Source organism: Alcaligenes sp. AB3, from assembly GCF_031844565.1.
Taxonomy (GTDB): Bacteria; Pseudomonadota; Gammaproteobacteria; order Burkholderiales; family Burkholderiaceae_B; genus Alcaligenes; species Alcaligenes faecalis.
Genome location: NZ_JAUZVM010000007.1, coordinates 101,751 through 120,319 on the forward strand (window position 1 = coordinate 101,751; position 18,569 = coordinate 120,319).

Below are 18,569 nucleotides of genomic sequence, written 5' to 3' on the forward strand. Positions count from 1 at the left end.
CTGCGTCGACGGCTGGCCGTCAAGGATACGGCGGTTGATCTTGAGCAGCTCTGAGCGGCAGCCCACAAAATACAGATTGACGTTATTGCCCGAAGCCTTGCGGGAGTGGGGTGGGTAGAAAAAAGCCGGCCCTCAGGCTGGCTTTTTCTTTGTTGCAGAGTTTGCCGCTTACTTCTTGCGCTGCAAAATCCAGAACTCCCGGTAGTTGATGCCGTCATCGCACAGGCTGCCTTTGCGAATGACGGTGAATCCGGCGCTGGCCATGGTTGTGGCTTTGGCCTCGAAATCCACTTCCGTACGTGTGGTTTCTCGTGTTCCCTGGCTTTCCAGCAGGACCAGCCCACCCGGTTTGCAGAAGTTGAACAGCTTGGTGCCAAATTCGGACAAAGGCACGCCAATCCAGTGATGCACCGCGCAGGCAATGACCAGGTCAAAGCGTTGTTTGGATTTGAAGTCATCAAAGGGCTGGCTGCTCAGTTCGATGTGCTTGTGCCCCAGGTGCTCTGCCACCGCCTTGCCAACGTCAATGCAGCTTTGGCTGATGTCAAAACCCAGACCATAGGACAGGCGCGGCGCCAGACCCATCAGCAAGAAGCCATGATTGCAGCCAATATCCAGGGCGCTGGCATGGGCGGGCAGCAGCTCTTGCAGGCCGTAGGTCTCCAGTCGCTGCATGGCAGGTCGTGAGCCCGCCAGCTTCAGCGGCTCAAAGCCCTGGTAGGGCAGACCGAAGTCCCCAAAGGCGTACTGCAGATTGTCTTGCTTGTATCCCGCCCAGATTTGCTCGATTTTCTGGTGCAGGGCGGCAATGCTTTGCAGGTCTGCTTGCGTGCTCTCCGGTAAGCGTGCATTGAGCTTGCGGTAGGCGTGGACGGTGTATGGCGAATAACGGTAGGTAGCGCAGGCTTGCCAAAGATGCTCGCAGCTTTCATTGATCAGACCAGCCTCATACAGGCTGTCGGCCTTGGCAATCAAGGGGCGAGCCAGTTCGGGGCCCTGGCTGTTTTGCGCCAGAAGCAAGGCTTGCTCGTGCTCTTGCCAGGCCTGCTCCCATTGTTGGCTGTGCGCCAATAGACGACCACGGGTGGCATGGTGCTCTATTTGTTTTGCTGTCGTCATGTCTTGTGCGGCGATTTGGCTACGTGACAGGGCTTCGTTCACTTCTTGAGCATCGGGCCTGGCCTGTTCGGTCAGCGTGCTCCACCACTGTGCCTGAACGTCTTGTCGTTCCGGGTACCGAACATGCAGCGCACGGGCAAGGTCGATGGCCTCCCACCACATACCGGCTCGATTCATGATGTCTATATAGGTTTGACGAAGTACCAATTCGTCTGGAGCTTTGGAGATGGCTTCCTGAATTGTCAAAATAGCGGAGCGATGGTGTCCTGACCAGGACAGGCATTCAGCGTACAAGCTTTGGACCAGCGGGTCAGCAGGATATTGCTCGACCCACTTGCGTGTCTGATGGCGGGGCACGGGCAAGTCGCTGGTGTGCAGCATTTGACGAATATGCTGAATTTCGCGCAGATCGGGCCCATGGCGTTTGGGCTCCAAGTAGCCGCGGGCTTTCAGGTAGCGTTCCGCCAGTGTCGGGTCAATTTGCAGCAGCAGTTCGTAGCTGAAATCATGAATGTCGTGCACCGTATCCAGCAAGAAAGCCTGCTTCAGGATTTGTGTGGGGCTTAGTTGGGCCTGACGCTGGTAGCTGGGAACCAGCAAGACAGAGGCTCGGCGCAACTGACTGCCGGCCGGTTGCAAGGCCAGATCCGGGCGGGCAGGCATGTGTTGTTCGAGCTGTTCATCGATCAGACGCAGAAGACGGAAACCATGTTGATCGGCCCATTGCAGCACGGTTGCCAGATCCGTTTGCCCCTGCTGTGTTGCGACCAGGGCGACACTGACCTGAATCAGCAAGGCATTGCTCAGACGCTGGCTCCCATGCTCCAGAATCGTGGCGTGGTCGTACACGCCGTCCAGAATCAGATAATCCAGCCAGTCCAGTCCTTCAATGGCGTCCAGCGCATAGGTGGTGACGGGCAGCTGAGCCAGTGTCATGTTTTTTTGTGCCAGATAGGCGGGGCCTGGCTGATTGGCTGCAGGAGGCAGGGTGCTGTTATAGGCCGCGTCCAACGCCAGATACAAGGTGCTGGGCTGACCATCTCCCAGCAGCGCTTGGGGGAGGTAGTGCAGGGATGGCTTGTCCAGCGCTTGCGCGAGCGGGGCAAGTTCGCCGGACGGATCGAAGCTGAGCAAGGTGCAGGCGCCAGACTCGACCAGGTCCTGCGCTTTTTGTTGTCGTAGCAGATGCGAGCTGTTGTCCGCGATGGTGATCACTTGTGACAGCAGCCAGCTGAAGTCGGCTTCTGCCGGAGCACTGTCAGGCTCGGTGTTGCGGACCTTCAGTTGTGCAGGCAAGTCGACCATGTTGGCCGGCTGTTCCTGGGCCAGCTCTTGGCAGGTTGACTGATAACGCTGAACCATAGGCGTCAGCTGTTCGCGAAAACGCTCTCCAAAACCGATAAAACGGTCAGTCATGGGCATGGCAGCATCAAAAGAGTTGATCGGGCCAATCTCGCTGGCCATGCTGGCGTTGGCTGCAACGGTATCCGTATAAGACTGCTGGCGCTCCAGACCCAGCTGTTCAAACAGATTGTCCATGACAGTCTGAGGATCACGAACCAGGGCTTCGTAGTCAACCAGGAAAACGGGGTTGGGCAGGACCTGGGCCCAATGCGCCATCATGTGTTCGTAAAGTGCGATATGTTCGCCCAAGGTCGGCAAGTCGTAGCTGTAGTGATTGCCTTCAAAAGATTTGTATTGCTGGCAGTACACCGTGGCCCCCAGGTCCAGCAGACCACGTACACAAAAAATAATAGGGGCTTTGGGCAGCCACAAGCCGATAAAGCCCAGGTTCCATAGGTCGGAAGGCAAGGTGGAGATGTTGACCTTGCCGTCATTTTTCAAGGTGCTCAGATAGGTGTGAGCGTCTTGTTGAATAGAGCTGGGGGTCTGGGCGGTCAGATAGTTTTCGAGATTGTTTTGAAAGCGCGTCAGGACGTTTTGTCTATATAGGTCCAGTTGCAGGCTCTCGCCGGTCAGACGGACATTGGCGGCGCTGCGAAACAGGGATTCGACCAGGCTTTTTCCTGAGCGGGAAAAGCCCGTGATGAAAATCTGTGGGGCGGATTGCACGCCAAACGGGGACAGGGCTTTGAACAGCTCCGCCGTAAAGTTCACACGCAGTCCATTGACTTGGGGAATCAAGCTTTTGGGAGGGGTTGTGAACGCGCCTTTGATGAGGTTATTCGCTTTTCGGTAGTACTCAAATGCCTTGTCGGGTTCTTGCGCATCCAGCCAGATCTTGCCCAAGGTGGCGAGTACATTGGCGCGGTCATTGATGGGTTGCTCTGCCTCGTTAGTAAACGCCTCCAGGGCTTGCAGGATGGCGGGTTCGGGGGGGAGCGGGGTGAACGGGGCCAGCTTCACATAGAGCAGCGCATTCAAGGGGGCGGCTGCATGTTTGAGCGCTTCCAGATAGGCATCGCGGGCTTGGGTCAGTAGCTCCTGATCCTTGTAGATATCCCCTTGCAAGGCCCAGGCGCCAGCGTAGTCAGGGCGAAGCTGAATAACCTGGCCGGACAAGCGCAGGGCCTCATCCAGCTGGCCCTCTTTGCGCAAACACATGGCCAGGCTTAAGGTCAGGCTTTCATTGTCCTGTGGTTCCAGTTCCAGTGCCTGGCGATAAAGCGTGATGGCCTCCGGAAAGCGTTCCAGACCCCGCAGCGTATCGCCGTGCCACACCAGCAAGCGAAAATCGTCACCATGCTTTTGGCGCAGCTTGATCAGCAGGGGCTCGACCTGGTCCCATTGATTGCGGTCCAGCAGATTCAGGATGGTTTGTGCCGTCTGGGGCGGGATACCGCTTGTGGAGCGGGGCTGCTTGGGGCGCGTCATGGGGCTGGCTTCCTGCAGGATAAAAAGGCTCATTACATCAAAAAAAAACGCTCCCTTATCCGTGGATAAAGGAGCGTAATACCTGCTTGATCAAGCAGGACTAGCCAGGGCTAGACTATCGAGCGGCTTAGCGCAGCAGCGACAGAACAGTTTGTGGAACCTGGTTGGCTTGAGCCAGAACCGAAGTACCAGCCTGTTGCAGGATCTGAGCACGAGTCATGTTCGAGACTTCGACTGCGTAGTCGGCGTCTTCAATACGCGAACGCGAAGCGGACAGGTTGGTAACCGTGTTGTTCAGGTTGGCGATGGTGGACTCGAAACGGTTTTGCACCGCACCCAGGTCGGAGCGCAGGTTGTCCACGTCCTGGATAGCCTTGTCGATGGCTGCCAGTGGGGTGACTTTGGCCAGAACAGCTTCGTCGGTGATGGCGTCGCCGTTAACAGTGGCAGTCACGGTGTTGGCCGTTGCATCACCGGTAACGGTGGCAGCGTAGGCTTTGCCGTCTTTCACGATGTAGTGAGCGTCAGCAACAGCGCCGGTACCACCAGCGGTGCCAGCCGTGCCCTTGATGGTCATCAAGGAGCCGCCGCCAGTAACGGTTACGGCAGTTTTGGAGTCGCCCATTTGAGCTGGAACGGCAGCGGTGCCAGTACCAGTAGCAGCAGCCAGTTCGAACGAAGTAGCGTCGAATTTCTTGGCCAGGCTGGACACGTCCAGACCTTCCAGGTCCAGGGTGCCGGAGTCGATCTGCTTCAGGTTAACCGAGATGGTTTCACCGTCGTTAGCGCCAACTTGAATGGCCAGGGACTGGTCTTTGGCCAGAACTTTCACGCCGTTGAACTGAGTTTGCTCGGAAACGCGGTTGATTTCGGCCAGACGCTGGTTGATTTCAGCCTGGATCGAAGCCAAGTCGGTGTCGGAGTTGGTGCCGGTGGTCGCTTGCACGCTCAGAGTACGGATGCGCTGCAAGTTGTTGTTGATTTCGTTCAGCGAACCTTCGGTTGTCTGAGCGATAGAGATACCGTCGTTGGCGTTGCGGGAAGCTTGTGTCAGACCGTTCACGTTGGAGGTGAAGCGGTTGGCAATAGCCTGACCGGCGGCGTCGTCTTTAGCGCTGTTGATGCGCAGACCGGAGGACAGACGCTCAATGGCTTGACCCAGTGCGCCTTGCGATTTGCTCAGATTGCCTTGGGCAACGAGGGAAAGCGAGTTCGTATTGATAACAGACATGGTAACTCCCAATGTTGAGTAGAGCGGCGAAACGGTTTCGCCCTTTGCCCAGGAAAGCGTTGGCGTTCTGCTAGGCCCCAGGGGGCTGATCGCGCATTCGACACACTGCGTTCTTCCTGTACAGCACCATTAACGGATGGGGCAAAAAACTCTTTAGGGGCCTGTTGAGAAAATTTTCTCAACCTTGTCTTGAAGCCTTGATTTCCGCGGCTTCAAGCATGGTGGCCCGGTGTGCCAAGCAAGCTGTTTGCTTTCGTTTTCTGGCTCTGAGTCCAGATTTTTCCCTGTCCGGTGATCGGAAATGGAACAGAGGGCTTTGTGCCGCAGCAAACAATCCAGAGGCCTTGTTTGAATTGCATGGTCTAAAAAAGCAGCGGGGCCATCTATTGACGGCCCCGCATTGAAAAAACTTAGCTAAAACAGACTCGGGCGGATTCAAACCGCGAAGCCGCCCTTGCGTTTACACAGCAATAGGCTTGCCATCCGCACGCTGTATCACTACGGTCGAAGAACGCGGGCGTACCGTATTCATGCTGACCACGGTGGCGTCATGCGTATCGTAGGCCGGCCAGTTCACCGGGTGCTGAATGTTCAGGAACAGGCTGGTGTGGTCCGGCGTCATGGCAAAGCCCGTAATTTCGGCTTCGTTCGGGCCTACAAAGAAGCGACGCAGATCGGACTGGTTGCTGGCGTTGATGGCCGGGCCGGTGCCCGAGCTGTCTGCCAGGGCGCCGGGGATAACGGCCAGCATCTGGTCGTTGGTGGCGCGGGCAACATTGTTTTTGCGTCCGCCGTCGATGCCGTTGTCGGTCTGAATCCACAGAATGCCTCGGCTGTCGAAGCCCAGACCGTCAGGGCTGGCCAACTGGTTCAGATCGGTCAGGCCCGAGCGGTTGGTATCTGCGTCCGCACCCGAATCCGAGCCGAATACGAAGATATCCCACTTGAACTTGTTCGAACCGGGTTCGTCATGCCAGCGAATAACGTGACCGTTGACGTTGTTCAGTCGCGGGTTCGCGGCGTTGGTGCCGGACGATGCGTTGCGGCTGGTGTTGTTGGTCAGCGTCAGGTAGATGTCTCCGTTGCTGGGGTGGGTGGCCGTCCACTCGGGGCGATCCATCGGGGTGGCACCCACAAAGTCCGCTGCGCCACGGGTGTTGATCAGGATTTCTTCCAGGGTTTTGAACTTGTCGGACAAGGTGCCGCCATCCTTGCCTTTGCTTGTGCCCGTCAGTGCCAGCCATTCGCCCGAGCCGTCTTCATTGAAGCGGGCAACATACAAGGTTCCCTTGTCCAGATATTTGGCGCCCACGGCCAAGCGGTCGGTGCGCTGGGCATCTTTCGGGTCCCAGTTGGCTTCGGACACGAAGCGGTAAACGTATTCAAAGCGCGAATCGTCGCCACTGTAGAAAGCCAGGGGTTTGCCGGCTTCAGGCTTGCTGTAGGCACAGCCTTCGTGAGCGAAGCGACCCATGGAGGTGCGCTTGGTGGCAATGCTGTTGGGGTCGTAAGGGTCGATCTCGACCAGGTAGCCAAAGCCGTTGACTTCGTTGCGCCAGTCCTCGGTTGCGCTGGCGCCGGTTTCGGTCACGTTAAAGCGGGCGAATTCGCCCAGGACTTCCGAAGGATCCTTGGCAGCCGTTTCCCACTGGTAGCGGCCAACGGGGCCAGCCGATACGCCCACACGCTGCTGGTGAGGCGGGCGATTGCCGGTGTTGACAAAGCAGGCCGCCCAGTTCTCTTCAGCGGTGATGTAGGTGCCCCAGGGGGTGGTGCCGTTACCGCAGTTATTGTTGGTACCGCGCACTTGCGTGCCGTTGGGCGAGAAGGGGGTCTTGACCCAGTCCGTGCCGCCAACAGGGCCAGCCAGTTTCATGGCAGTGGCAGAGGTAAAGCGACGGTTGTAGCGCGAGTTCTGAACGATGTCCCAACGGCCATTGCTACGGCGAATATGGATGATGGCGACACCGTGGGCGTTGATTTCCTTGCGTACTTCTTCAGCCGGGCGCTTGCCATTGACCAGGGTCGGGCCATTGGGGTGCAGGGCTTTTTCATCAATGTATTCGTGGTTGACGGCCAGCAGGCCCTCGGTAGAGCTGCCTTCCAGGGGGAAGAAGTGCATGCCGTCATGGTGCATGCCCATGGAATTGAGCAGGTCGTTGGAGCTGTTGTTGCCGTTCTTGTCCCAGGGCAGGGCATTGTCATTGATCGGCGTACCCCAAGGGGCCAGCACATGGGCAATGTAGCCGGGAGGCACGACACAGCCGTCGGTCATGGAAGTGGGCAGGGATTCAAAACCCAGTTTGACGCTTGCTGGTGGTTCTGGATCAGGGCCGGGGCCGGGGTTCGGGTTCTCGCCGCCACCGTTACCAGTGGAATTGCCACCCGTGCTGCCGCTATCACAGCCTGCCAGACCAAAGCTGGTCATGGTGGCCAGTGCGGCCGCCAGGCCACCGCGCATCACGGCACGGCGTGACATGCTTTTTTCCAGAATTTCACTAAAAGGGGTGTTCTGACTGACGTTACGTACAGTCTTGTCGGAGATATGTTTGCTCATAGTGATCAATAGCGCCAAGGCTGAGTTGTGGGGGTAGCGCTCATGCTAGTGGCTCAACGTGAAAGGTCTATGACAAGGAGCTGAATGTTCGGGATGGTGGCTTTTTGTTGGCTTGCCCGGGTGGAGGGGAAACGAAGGGGCAAGCGGGCAGGGTCTGGCGCTGGTTTTTGGCGATGCTGGTTTGTTCGCCGGATCAGGCTGGAATTGGACTTTTGTTTTAATTAAAAAAATCAGTGCCTTGGCTATTGGATGAATATTGTTTTTGTTTCATGTACAGAGTTGTACATTTTTTATGTTTTTTGCCGTAACTCTGTTTGAGGATTTCTCTATCTATTTAGAACGCAAGGGCTAAAGCGACCTTGAGTTCTTTTTGCTGTTCAGGAATCTTTAAGGTTCAAAGCCCGTTTTTTTTCATGGTGTACGCCCTATGAATGGGCCTTTTCCAGAGGCTTTGATACTTCCTATTTGTTGTACTATGTTTCTTTTTTTTCTTCGGGAACTCAATGAAGCAAGGGGTTTTACTGCGCAGTGGCCGTGCCGATGCTTTCATGGCTTTAGGTGAGGGCGGCCGACCGGTATTTCGCTCCGCTTTACAGTTGCGAGAAGCCTTGCGCCGTCGGGCTGGCAACTTTGCCGACCATCTGGCGATTCCGCAAAGCAATGAAACGGGTTCCACGCTGGATTGGTACAGCCCGGTCTCTGGCCAGGTCGTACCCTGGACCGCCGCTACCGAGCAAGAACGCGAAGAGGGCCTGAAGCAATTAAGTGCTTTTCAGGCCCGGTTGAACGAGATGACCCCAAGCATGGATGCCGAAGAGCAAGAGGCTTTGGGCGACAAGGCCTTGTTCTCCAGCTTGCTGCGCCGCGTGCTTTATTTCCCGGACGACAACTTTGTGTATCTGGTCAACGGCAAGCCCGTGTTGACCTTCTGGGGTTTTCTGCATCACGGTGCAGATCAGAATCAGGACCCCTTGCTGCCTTTGATGCCTGCGCCTAAAGTCGCGCCTGTGGTGGCTCCACCTGTGGTGCCGCCCGTCGAGCCCGTGGTGGCCCCTGTCGTGGCCCCGGTGGCCGCCAGTTGGTGGTCCCGCTGGTGGTGGCGTTTGCTGGCTTTGCTCTTGCTGCTGGCCTTGCTCTTGTTCGGTTTGCGCTGGTGCACCACGCCGGTTGTGCCCGATACCCCTTTGGGTTCCTTCACTTCCAGCGTAGGCAGCTACTTGCCCGAGAAAGTCCGTAATTGGCTGGGCTGGTCCTTGCCCAAACTGGATGCTGGCGCCTTGCTACCGAATGGTCGTGTGGATGCGACAGGCCTTGTCCCCACGGGCACCGTTCCATTGGTTCCAGGCGCCACGGGTGGTGGTACCGCTCCCGGTGTTGAAGCACCAGGGGCTGCCGCTCCGGGGGCGGATGCTCCTGCCGCAGCGGGTGCTCCGGATGCGGGGCAGGCTCCTGATACCACGCCGCCTACACCGCCAGCCGAACCCGGCGCAGACGCCAATCCTCAACCGCCTGAATTGCCGCAAGACCCGGCAAGCCCGCCTGCTGATCCTGCCGCGCCCCCAACACCGGATGCCAACCCGGCTGCTCCGGCCACGCCTGCTGCCCCTGCCGGTTCCTTGGTGGTGCCGCCTGATGCTTTGCAGTCCGGCAAGATGGATTTCCTGAATGGCCAGTGGGCTGCCCGCATGGGTGTGCAAGACAGCCAGACCGGCAAACCCGTGCAACTGCAATATCAGTTGAAAGACGGTGCAGGCAATGTGCAGATCAAGCGTGGCGACGGCGTTCAGTGTGAAGCTCCCGTGTCTGCGTCGTCTGAGCAGGGTCGCTTGATTTTGAATGCCAATTCCGCCGCAAAGTGCACGGACAATGCCGCTTACGATATGCCCAAGATTGTGTGCGACCCCGGCGCAGCGGGCGCAGCTGCCCAATGTGCGGGCATGTACGGCTCCAATGCCTTTCCTTTGATCTTGCAGCAATCCGAATGATGAGTGCTTGAATCTTATGTTGCCTGAATTACTCAAACACGATGGCTTGGTTACTTTGATTGAAAACACCGGAGTCCAGTTCATGGACTTCGGTTTTGACATCAACGCTCCCACTTTGGGCAGCAAGAAGCTGGGCACCTTGAACCATTCTTTCTTCAGCACGAACGGCCAGAACTGGCGTTTCCTGTTTGAAGGCTTGCAGTTTGGCCAGGAACAAACCCTGTTCCATCAGCCTGAAGGCGAGGTTGGGGTGTACCAGGGTGGCGGTCGCAATGATCAGGAATGCGATGTCTCTCTGAGCCGCACCCTGGATCTGTTCGATGGCCTGTGGCTGCCCGTGCCCTATGTGCGCTTTGTGGCACCGCATCGCTTTGACCATGGCCCGGCCAGCTGGAGCCGTCTGCGCGTCGTGCGTCTGGAAACGCCCGATCGCGACGGCAATACACACCGTATTACGGTTGCCTGCGATACCAGCGTGGTGGACCTGACCGAGGGTGCGGCCTACCTGGCCCCCTTGCGTGAAGACATCAATGCCGGGGCCTTGTTCCGCATTGCCTGCGACAGCGCCCATATGGACTGGTTCCTGAACCGCGACTGGGTGCAGGAATGGTTGCTGGAAGTCTATAAAGACAACGTCAACAAAACGCGCAATATCGACTTTGGCGAAGACGTGAACGCCTTGCGTTCGGCCCAGCTGCATTTCCTGAATTTGCTCAGCCTGTTCGCACCACCGCATGAGTGTGTGGATGGTCGCTCTGAAGCCTGGGTACGCCTGCCGGACATCAAGGTGCTGGCCGCCAACTGGCAAAGTGAACAGGTCATTCCTGTGGACTTGGTGCTGGACGTTGGGAACTCGCGCACTTGCGGGATTCTGATTGAAAACCACGGTCAGGACGACTCCGGCTTGCGGCAGAACTATGTGCTGCAACTGCGGGACTTGTCGCATCCGCATCAGGTGTACAGCAAGCCCTTTGAAAGTCGCGTGGAGTTTGCGCAGACGGACTTCGGCAAGAACCACTTGTCCCTGAAAAGCGGACGCCCCACCGCCTTTTCCTGGCCCACTTTAGTGCGTGTCGGGGATGAGGCCGCGCGCCTAGCTGCTCGCCGTCGCGGCACCGAGGGCACGACCGGGCTGTCCAGCCCCAAGCGCTACTTGTGGGACGAAAACGAGTACAAGCACGGCTGGCGTTTCAGCCAGCAGTACGACCGCTCCGATGCAGAGCCGCGTGCCCTGGCGGCACCGTTCTCCCTGCATATCGATGAGCGTGGCGAAGCCCTGTACACTCTGGACGAAGACGACCGCCTGCCGGTGTTCGAGCCTTTCTATTCGCGCAGCTCGGTCATGACTTTCATGCTGACTGAGGTGCTGGCCCAGGCGCTGCTGCAAATCAACAGCCCGGCCCAGCGGGTACGCCAAGGTCACTCCAACAAGCCTCGCCGCTTGAGCAATATTGTCCTGACCGTGCCGCCCGGCATGCCTTTGGTAGAACGCAGCTTGCTGGCTGAACGTCTGCGTCAGGCCATTGGTCTGTTGTGGACCAGTATGGACTGGTATCAAGGCGAAGAAGACCCTTATAGTCTGGAGCCTTCCGAGTCGGGCCGCATGCCGGAGAATCTGCGCGTACCTCTGCCCGAGTTCCGGGTGGAATGGGACGAGGCCACCAGCTCTCAGTTGGTCTACCTGTTTACTGAAATTACCCAGAACTTCGCTGGCCATGCTGACGAGTTCTTTGATGCAGTTGCCGCCCCCTACAAGGAAGATCGGGAAACACTGACGCTGGGCATTATTGATATTGGCGGCGGTACCACCGATATCGTGATCAGTGACTACACCTTGCGTCGCCCGGCAGGGGCGGGCGGTGGTAGCAACCTGACCATCTCGCCCAAACAGCGTTTCCGCGACAGCTTCCGCGTGGCCGGTGATGACATCTTGCTGGACGTCATCCAGCGCTATGTGCTGCCCGCCTTTGAAGATGCCTTGAGTCATGCCGGTGTGGAAGACACGGATGTGTTCCTGTCGCGCCTGTGCGGCAATGAAAAAGCCGATGCCGATAAAGCCGTCTTGCGTCAGCAACTGGCCTTGCAGGTCTTTGTACCGCTGGGCCTGGAGTTCCTGAAACGCTACGAAGCCTACGACCCGCATGAAGACCCGCGTGCCGTCCAGTCCTTGCCGTGGGGCGAGTTGCTGGAGTTCGAGCACTTGCAGGGCGATCAGGCCAATGCACCGTTGTCACACGCGTCGGCAGGTTCGGCCGATGCCTTGCCACGGGTCTCCAGCAAGGTGGTTCAGTACGTGCTGGACGAGTTGCACAAGCATGCCGGTCAGCGCGTCGATCTGGAATTGGCCAAGGTTGAACAGCCTTTTGATCTGGCCCATTTGCACCAGGGTCTGGTCAGCGGTTCTCTGAACATCAACGATCCCTTGCGCGCCTTCTGCGAAGTGCTGAATTACTACGATTGCGACATTGTGCTGATGGCCGGACGTCCTTCGCGTCTGCCGGGTGTACAAGCCTATGTGCGCTCGCAAATGCCGGTATCGCCTGCGCGCTTGCTGCCTTTGCACAATTACCGTACGGGCAGTTGGTATCCCTTCCATACCAATGGTCGGATCGACGATCCCAAGAGCACGGCCTCGGTGGGCGCCATGTTGTGCCTGCTTTGCTACAACATGAATATTGACCAGTTCAATTTCAAAGTATCGAATCTGCGCCCGCGTTCCACCCTGCGTCACATCGGGATTATTGACTCCAATAATCAGATCAAGGATCAGGACATTGTCTACAAGGACGTGCTCCAGATGGACCCCGATACCCGCGAGGAAATGGTGACGCTGGAAAGCGTCAGCAGTGAAGACTCCGATGGCTACCATCTGCTCATGCAGGGCAGCTATCTGCGCCTGGGTTATCGACAACTGGATGTAGAGCGCTGGCCCGCCTCGCCCTTGTATTACCTGCACCTGAACGAGAAGGTGCGTCGCCAGATGGCCGATGCGCCCGACGATGATGGCCAGCTGCCATCCATGGAAGTGACCTTGATGGTGGACAAGGCGTCCCAAGGTGGGCAAGGACGCCGTTTGATCAGCGATCGTCTGAAGATCAAGAACTCGGCACCCCGAGACTTCAAACTGAGTGGCGTGTCCAAAGGGGCCGTCCGTATCCAGCTCAACACCATGCTGGAAGCAGGCCTGGGTGATTCTCCATATTGGCTCGATAGCGGGAGCGTAGTGCTCAAATGATGGACATGACGACCTTACAGCAGGATTTGTGCCAGGACTGGCAGAACGTATACCAAGGTGCCGGACAGGCCATTGACTGGGTGATGCAGGCTCGCGGTTCATCGCAGCGCCTGAACGCGCAGGCCGATAGTCTGGTGCTGGAACTGCGCCGTGCCCGCAATACCGCCCGCAGTCTGGGCGTGGTCTCGGGCCGCCCCATGACGATTGGTTTTTTTGGCCTGTCGCAGGCGGGCAAGTCTTACCTGATTTCCAGTCTTGCCGCCGGTGGCAATGGCCGTCTGGAAACCAATTACGGCGGGGAAACCATCGACTTCCTGCGCCATGTGAACCCGCCAGGGGGCGGCAAGGAAGCCACGGGTCTGGTGACGCGCTTTAGCCGCAATGCCACCGCAGGCCCGGATGCCTATCCCGTCGAACTGCAGATTTTCTCTGAAGTCGATATGGTGAAAATCCTGGTCAATAGTTACTTCAATGACTTTGACAAGGAACAGATCGGCTACACCTTTGCCGCAGACCGCATCAAGGCCTTGATCGAATCGCTCAAGAGCCGTGCCGGTGCGAACGATGCAGGCTTGAGCGCTGATGATGCCGTGTCCCTGTGGGACTACGTGCGCAGCAGCTTTGGCAATACCACTCGTTTGCTGGACAGCACTTACTGGCCGGAGGTCATCAATCTGGCCCCCGCCTTGCGTCTGGAAGACCGGGCACAGCTGTTCTCCATCTTGTGGGGCGAGCAGGCTGAGCTGAGCGAGCTTTATATCGGCCTGGCCAAAGTGCTGCAGGCTCTGGGGCATCCCAGCAAGGTCTACGCACCGCTGACGGCGCTGATCCGTCGCGAAGGCGATGGCTTTGTGCAGCAAGATAGCATCATGAACGTGGACGTGCTCGAATCCCTGGGCAGTGCCACCGAGAAAAGCCTGAGCGTCTTGCCCGTGCGCGAGCAGGACGGCCAGCCCGTTGTGGCCGCCCAGGCGGTGGAAGTGCCTTTGGCCCACCTGGCGGCGCTGACGGTGGAACTGACCTTCCCCCTGATTGGTGAAACCCAGGGCGGCGGCGTGGACAAGGTGGATCTGCTGGACTTCCCCGGTTACCGCGGTCGCTTGAATATTCGCTCCGTGCAGGATGCCGGTGCCGCTTCGGAAAGCAGCGGTGGCAACCCCGCTTCGCAACTGATTCTGCGCGGCAAGGTGGCTTATCTGTTTGAACGCTATACCGACCAGCAGGAAATGAATGGCCTGGTCATGTGTACCGCTTCGGACAAGCAAAGCGATGTGAAAGACGTAGAGCCCGTGCTGACACGCTGGGTCCATCGCACTCAAGGTGCCACGCCTCAGGAACGTCAGAACCGTAAAGTGGGCCTGATGTGGGCCATCACCATGTTCGACAAGCGTATCGGCGCCTCTCTGATTCAGGACGACGCCCAGGTGCGCGATAGCTGGGACGGCTTGATGAAGATGAGTTTCAAAGAGCGTTTCGGCCACTGCGAATGGTTGCAGCAATGGCGTCCGGACCAGCCGTTCTCCAACACCTTCCTGGTGCGCAAGCCCGGCATGCCCACCCCCTTTATTGATCTGGACACCGAAAGCCGGGAGCTATCCATTACGGCATCCGTGGCCGAGAAAATGGGGCGCATGCGTGGTAGCTTTATCGAAAACCCGCTACTGGCACAGCAATTAAGTGATCCGGCCGAAGCCTGGGACGCCATGCTGGCTTTGAATGATGGCGGCATGCAGCGTTTGCGTGCGTATGTGGCCCAGATTGGTGGTCTGGATTTCAAGCTGATGCGCTTGCAGGAACAGTTCCGTAGCTTGCATGACAGCCTGGTCAAGAAGTCCCTGCATTCCTGGTACAGCCAGGACGGCGACCAGCAATCGGTGGTCAAGGAAGCCTTGGCCAAACAGTTCCGGCAGGAACTGCCTGCTTACCGCGCCATTGTGGGCGAGCTGCTGGCTGCGCTGCACCTGCCACAAGATACCTTGCGTGATCTGTTCCTGAGCCTGGGCTCCAGCAAATCCGAACCGGACGAGCCGGGCGTTCTGACGCAAGAGCAGCCCTTCGAGCAGCAGTACGCCGATCTGGTGTACCGCAGTTGGGTCAGTCAGTTGCGCGAGCTGCCCGCCGGCCGTACCAATCAGAACGTGCTGCGCATGCCGGTGGATTTGCTCTCCAGTCTGGTTGAAGAGCTGATTGTGGCCTCGGACCGTTGGGCCTTGCGCGACAAGTTGCTGGCTGTGCTGACCAAGCGCCGTCAAAGCGGCGTGCGTCGCGAGCGTCTGGCCGATCGCCAGGTCTGCAATGTGGCCATGACGATCAGCGAGTTTGTGACCTGGTTCTACCTGAAAGGCGGCAGCGACGACTTCTTCAAGAGCCCCAAAGCCTTTGGCCAGGATGGCATGCCGGCTTTGCCGGCAGAGCCCCAGGACCACGGCGCGATTTTCTTTGAACAATGGCTGGCCGCTTTGGCACACACCACTTTGCATAACGCCGGTTATGAAGGTGGCCGTGAACTGAGCCTGGAGCAGAACCAGGCCCTGGGCCGCATTCTGGAACGATTTACCGATAAGAGCGTGGCATGAAATTAAGATTTAGTTTGCAGGCTTTGGAGCCCGCGGTCCCTGGCCGTGCTCGTCTGTATGTGCGTGATCTGGATGAAGAGCTGGACCTGGGCGAATACGCGATCGCCATTCAGCGCAGCCAGAACAGCTATTACCTGCACTCGGCACAAAGCTGGGATGCGTCCTTGCGTTGGTTGCCGCAACAAGGCTGGACCGAGCATGAAGAGGGTATTGCCGTTCTGCTGAACGCTGACATTGTGGATTCGCTGCTGGCCAATGCCAGCGATGCGTATCAAATCACTTTGGCGGAGGCCAGCGGCGAAGAGCTGGGCCGCAGCCCGCTGAAGCTGGACAAGGGCATCTTGCCCTCTACAGCCGGTGGTAATGCCCAGGCCATGGAGCTAACCATGCCCGTGGCTGCCGTACCCGAAACACCCGCTCCGGAGCCGGTTGTTGAAACGCCTCCGGTGGTGGAAACGGTGGCTCCTCCACCGCCAGAACCCGTCAAGGAAGAAACACCTGCTCCCAAGATAGAGACGGCTGCTCATGTTGTGCCTCCTGCCAAGAAAGGCGGTATGGGCAAATGGATTGTCTTGCTTATTCTGTTGTTGATTGTGGCAGGGGCAGCAGGTTACTGGTTCTACAGCCAATCTGCCAAGGACGACAGCCCGGCCGCCCCCGATGCGCCAGAGTCCAGGCCTGCGGTCGTGGAAACAGACAACTGCACCATGGACAAGCTGGCAGACCGTCCTGGCCTGCAATTTGTGCAAGAGTGCGTCAAGGAAAGCAAAACCTCCGAACAATGGCTGGCCGTGATTGAGGAAGCCAAAAAGGCGGAACAGTGTGACGTGGCCCAGCGCTTGTACGTGAACAAGGCACAGTCCGGTGATGTGAAAATCGCCATGGCTTACGCCCGCGAATACGACCCCAAAGATCACCAGGCCAATGCCTGCTTTAGCAAGCCCAATCCCGCTACGGCTGCGTACTGGTACGAAACCGTCTTGCTGTCCGAGCCTGATAACGCGCAAGCCAAGGCCCGCTTCCAGGAGTTGAGTCAATGATGATGCGTCCCCTTGTTCGATTCAGTTTGCTTGGTGCTCTCCTGTTGGGCGCAAGCCAGGCACAGGCCGCGGCTCCCTTGCTGCAAGAGGGCAAGAAGACGCTGTATCAACGTGTTCTGACCACGCCGTCCTGCCGTCTGTTTTCTTCGGAAACGGATCAGCAGGGCAAGCCGGTGCCTGCGTTCAGCCGCTTTTATATTTACCAGCGCAAAGAGCAGGGCGGGGCAGAGCGCGTGCAAGTTGGCCCGGATAGCCAGGGCAAGACTGTAGGTTGGCTGGACAAGGCCTGCACGGTGGACTGGAAAATGCAGTTGACCCTGGCCTTCACCAACCCGGCCAACCGCGATCGCATGCTGTTTTTCAAGGATCGCGCCTTGCTGGAAAAAGTACTGGACACGCCAGACCCGGCCACCTTGGTGGCCCCTATGCGTCAGGCTTTGCGTAAAGACTCGCAAACAGAGGGCGTATTGGCGCAAGAGCCTGAGTACTTTGTGGATGTGCAGGAACAGTTCTACTTGTTGCCCGTCTTGAGCGGCGAAGAGGTCATGACTGAAAACGGCTTTCGTACCCGTTTGCTGAATGTGGCGTCCGTCACCAAGCACACCGCAGACCAGAAAGAGTCGGAAGCCGCCAAGCAAGAGCCCGAACAGGCTCAGGATCAGGATGCCGCCCAGCGCACGTCCCAGATCAAGGGCTTTAGTGCGGCCGTGGTCTTTGTGATTGACTCCACCATCTCCATGGACCCGTATATCGACCGCACCCGCGAGGCCGTGCGCAAGGTCTATGCCAAGGTGGAAGAGCAGGGCTTGTCCGAACAGGTCAAGTTTGGCCTGATCGCGTTTCGCTCCAATATGGAAGCCGCGCCGGGCATCGAGTATTTGACGCATATGTATGCGGACCCCAATACCGTGACCAGCAGCGAAGACTTCCTGTCCAAAGTGTCGGGCTTGAAGCAAGCCAAGGTGTCTACCGTTGCTTACGACGAAGATGCTTACGCGGGCGTGCTGGAAGCCCTGGACAAGGTGAACTGGAACAATTTTGGCGCGCGTTATGTCGTGTTGATTACCGATGCCGGGGCGCTGGAAGGCAATAACAAGTACTCCTCGACCGGACTGGATGCACCGCAACTTCGTATCGAAGCGGCCAAGCCCGGTGTGGCGATCTACACCCTGCATTTGAAGACACCATCGGGCAAGAACAACCACGCCAAGGCCGAAGACCAATACCGCGAGCTATCCACTTACGGTGGCACACAAACTTCGCTGTACTACCCGGTTAATGCCGGTGACGTGAACCAGTTTGGCAAGATGGTCGATAACCTGGCGACCGCACTGACCGAGCAGGTCAAAGTGGCCTACCAGGGTGGGGATGCGATTGGCAGTGCAGCCCGTGCCCAGGAGACCGGCGACACCACCACCGACCAGATGCTGACCGACGCCGAGCTGATCGGCCATGCCATGCGCCTGGCTTATTTGGGCAAAACCACGGGCACCACCGCGCCTGAAGTGTTCCATGCCTGGATCAGCGACCGTGATCTGGTGCGCCAGAACATCCCGACAACCGATGTGCGTGTCCTGCTGACCAAAGCTCAGTTGAGTGACTTGAGCGATGTGGTCAAACAGATTCTGGACGCGGCCAACGAAGGCATGATCTCGCCTACCGATATGTTCAACCGCTTGCGTTCCGTGGCAGCGGCCATGGGGGCGGACCCCAGCACCCTGAAACAGGAGAAGGGCACCAAGCTGGCAGAACTGGGCTTGATGAGCGAATACCTGGAAGACCTGCCTTACCAGAGCGCGGTACTGACCTTGGATGAAGATACCTGGACCAGCTGGGATGCCTTGAGCCAGGAAAAATTCATTCGTGACCTGAGCACCAAGCTGCGCTACTACGAGCGCTACAACGCCGATGCGGATCGCTGGGTGTCGCTGGCTGAAGGCGCCGATGCACGTGATGACGTTTATCCCGTGCCTTTGGAGATGATGCCCTGA

8 protein-coding genes are annotated in these 18,569 nt (G+C 57.9%); 5 read left to right on the forward strand and 3 right to left on the reverse strand.

Features of this window, described 5'->3' with window-relative positions; all coding sequences use genetic code 11:
- Nucleotides 1-168: 168 nt before the first annotated feature.
- The 3 genes from Q9R35_RS14470 to Q9R35_RS14480 all read right to left on the reverse strand — a co-directional run bounded on the left by Q9R35_RS14470 (nucleotide 169) and on the right by Q9R35_RS14480 (nucleotide 7,742).
- A complete protein-coding gene (locus Q9R35_RS14470; protein ID WP_311220023.1) occupies nucleotides 169-3,954 on the reverse strand; it encodes a sulfotransferase in 3,786 nt (1,261 codons plus the stop codon).
- A gap of 127 nt (nucleotides 3,955-4,081) precedes the next feature.
- Nucleotides 4,082-5,185, reverse strand: a complete 1,104-nt coding sequence (locus tag Q9R35_RS14475; protein ID WP_063692879.1) for a FliC/FljB family flagellin — start codon at nucleotides 5,183-5,185, stop codon at nucleotides 4,082-4,084.
- A 460-nt stretch (nucleotides 5,186-5,645) separates the two neighbouring features.
- Complete coding sequence (locus Q9R35_RS14480; RefSeq protein WP_222652898.1) at nucleotides 5,646-7,742, reverse strand: PhoX family phosphatase; 2,097 nt, start codon at nucleotides 7,740-7,742, stop codon at nucleotides 5,646-5,648.
- Nucleotides 7,743-8,245: 503 nt separating this feature from the next.
- Here Q9R35_RS14480 and Q9R35_RS14485 point away from each other — a divergent pair.
- The 5 genes from Q9R35_RS14485 to Q9R35_RS14505 are packed head-to-tail and all read left to right on the forward strand — an operon-like array spanning nucleotide 8,246 to nucleotide 18,569.
- Nucleotides 8,246-9,727, forward strand: a complete 1,482-nt coding sequence (locus tag Q9R35_RS14485; RefSeq protein ID WP_311220024.1) for an SrfA family protein — start codon at nucleotides 8,246-8,248, stop codon at nucleotides 9,725-9,727.
- Nucleotides 9,728-9,743: 16 nt separating this feature from the next.
- Nucleotides 9,744-12,962 (forward strand): virulence factor SrfB, encoded by a 3,219-nt coding sequence (locus tag Q9R35_RS14490; protein WP_311220025.1) that lies wholly within the window; start codon nucleotides 9,744-9,746, stop codon nucleotides 12,960-12,962.
- A gap of 5 nt (nucleotides 12,963-12,967) precedes the next feature.
- On the forward strand, nucleotides 12,968-15,538 hold the full coding sequence (locus tag Q9R35_RS14495; RefSeq protein ID WP_311220026.1) for a virulence factor SrfC family protein: 2,571 nt from the start codon (nucleotides 12,968-12,970) through the stop codon (nucleotides 15,536-15,538).
- Nucleotides 15,535-16,578: a hypothetical protein gene (locus Q9R35_RS14500; protein WP_197314103.1), complete on the forward strand. Its 1,044-nt coding sequence runs from the start codon at nucleotides 15,535-15,537 to the stop codon at nucleotides 16,576-16,578. Before Q9R35_RS14495 ends, Q9R35_RS14500 begins: the two co-directional genes overlap by 4 nt.
- Nucleotides 16,575-18,569, forward strand: coding sequence for a vWA domain-containing protein (locus Q9R35_RS14505; protein WP_311220027.1), 1,995 nt, complete (start codon nucleotides 16,575-16,577; stop codon nucleotides 18,567-18,569). The genes Q9R35_RS14500 and Q9R35_RS14505 overlap by 4 nt, the downstream gene beginning before the upstream one ends.

What these genes read in the sequence shown, in the direction of transcription:
- Q9R35_RS14470 (WP_311220023.1), bottom strand. Translation starts at nt 3,954, where the DNA reads ATGACGCGCCCCAAGCAGCCCCGCTCCACAAGCGGTATCCCGCCCCAG.
- Q9R35_RS14475 (WP_063692879.1), bottom strand. Translation starts at nt 5,185, where the DNA reads ATGTCTGTTATCAATACGAACTCGCTTTCCCTCGTTGCCCAAGGCAAT.
- Q9R35_RS14480 (WP_222652898.1), bottom strand. Translation starts at nt 7,742, where the DNA reads ATGAGCAAACATATCTCCGACAAGACTGTACGTAACGTCAGTCAGAAC.
- Q9R35_RS14485 (WP_311220024.1), top strand. Translation starts at nt 8,246, where the DNA reads ATGAAGCAAGGGGTTTTACTGCGCAGTGGCCGTGCCGATGCTTTCATG.
- Q9R35_RS14490 (WP_311220025.1), top strand. Translation starts at nt 9,744, where the DNA reads ATGTTGCCTGAATTACTCAAACACGATGGCTTGGTTACTTTGATTGAA.
- Q9R35_RS14495 (WP_311220026.1), top strand. Translation starts at nt 12,968, where the DNA reads ATGACGACCTTACAGCAGGATTTGTGCCAGGACTGGCAGAACGTATAC.
- Q9R35_RS14500 (WP_197314103.1), top strand. Translation starts at nt 15,535, where the DNA reads ATGAAATTAAGATTTAGTTTGCAGGCTTTGGAGCCCGCGGTCCCTGGC.
- Q9R35_RS14505 (WP_311220027.1), top strand. Translation starts at nt 16,575, where the DNA reads ATGATGATGCGTCCCCTTGTTCGATTCAGTTTGCTTGGTGCTCTCCTG.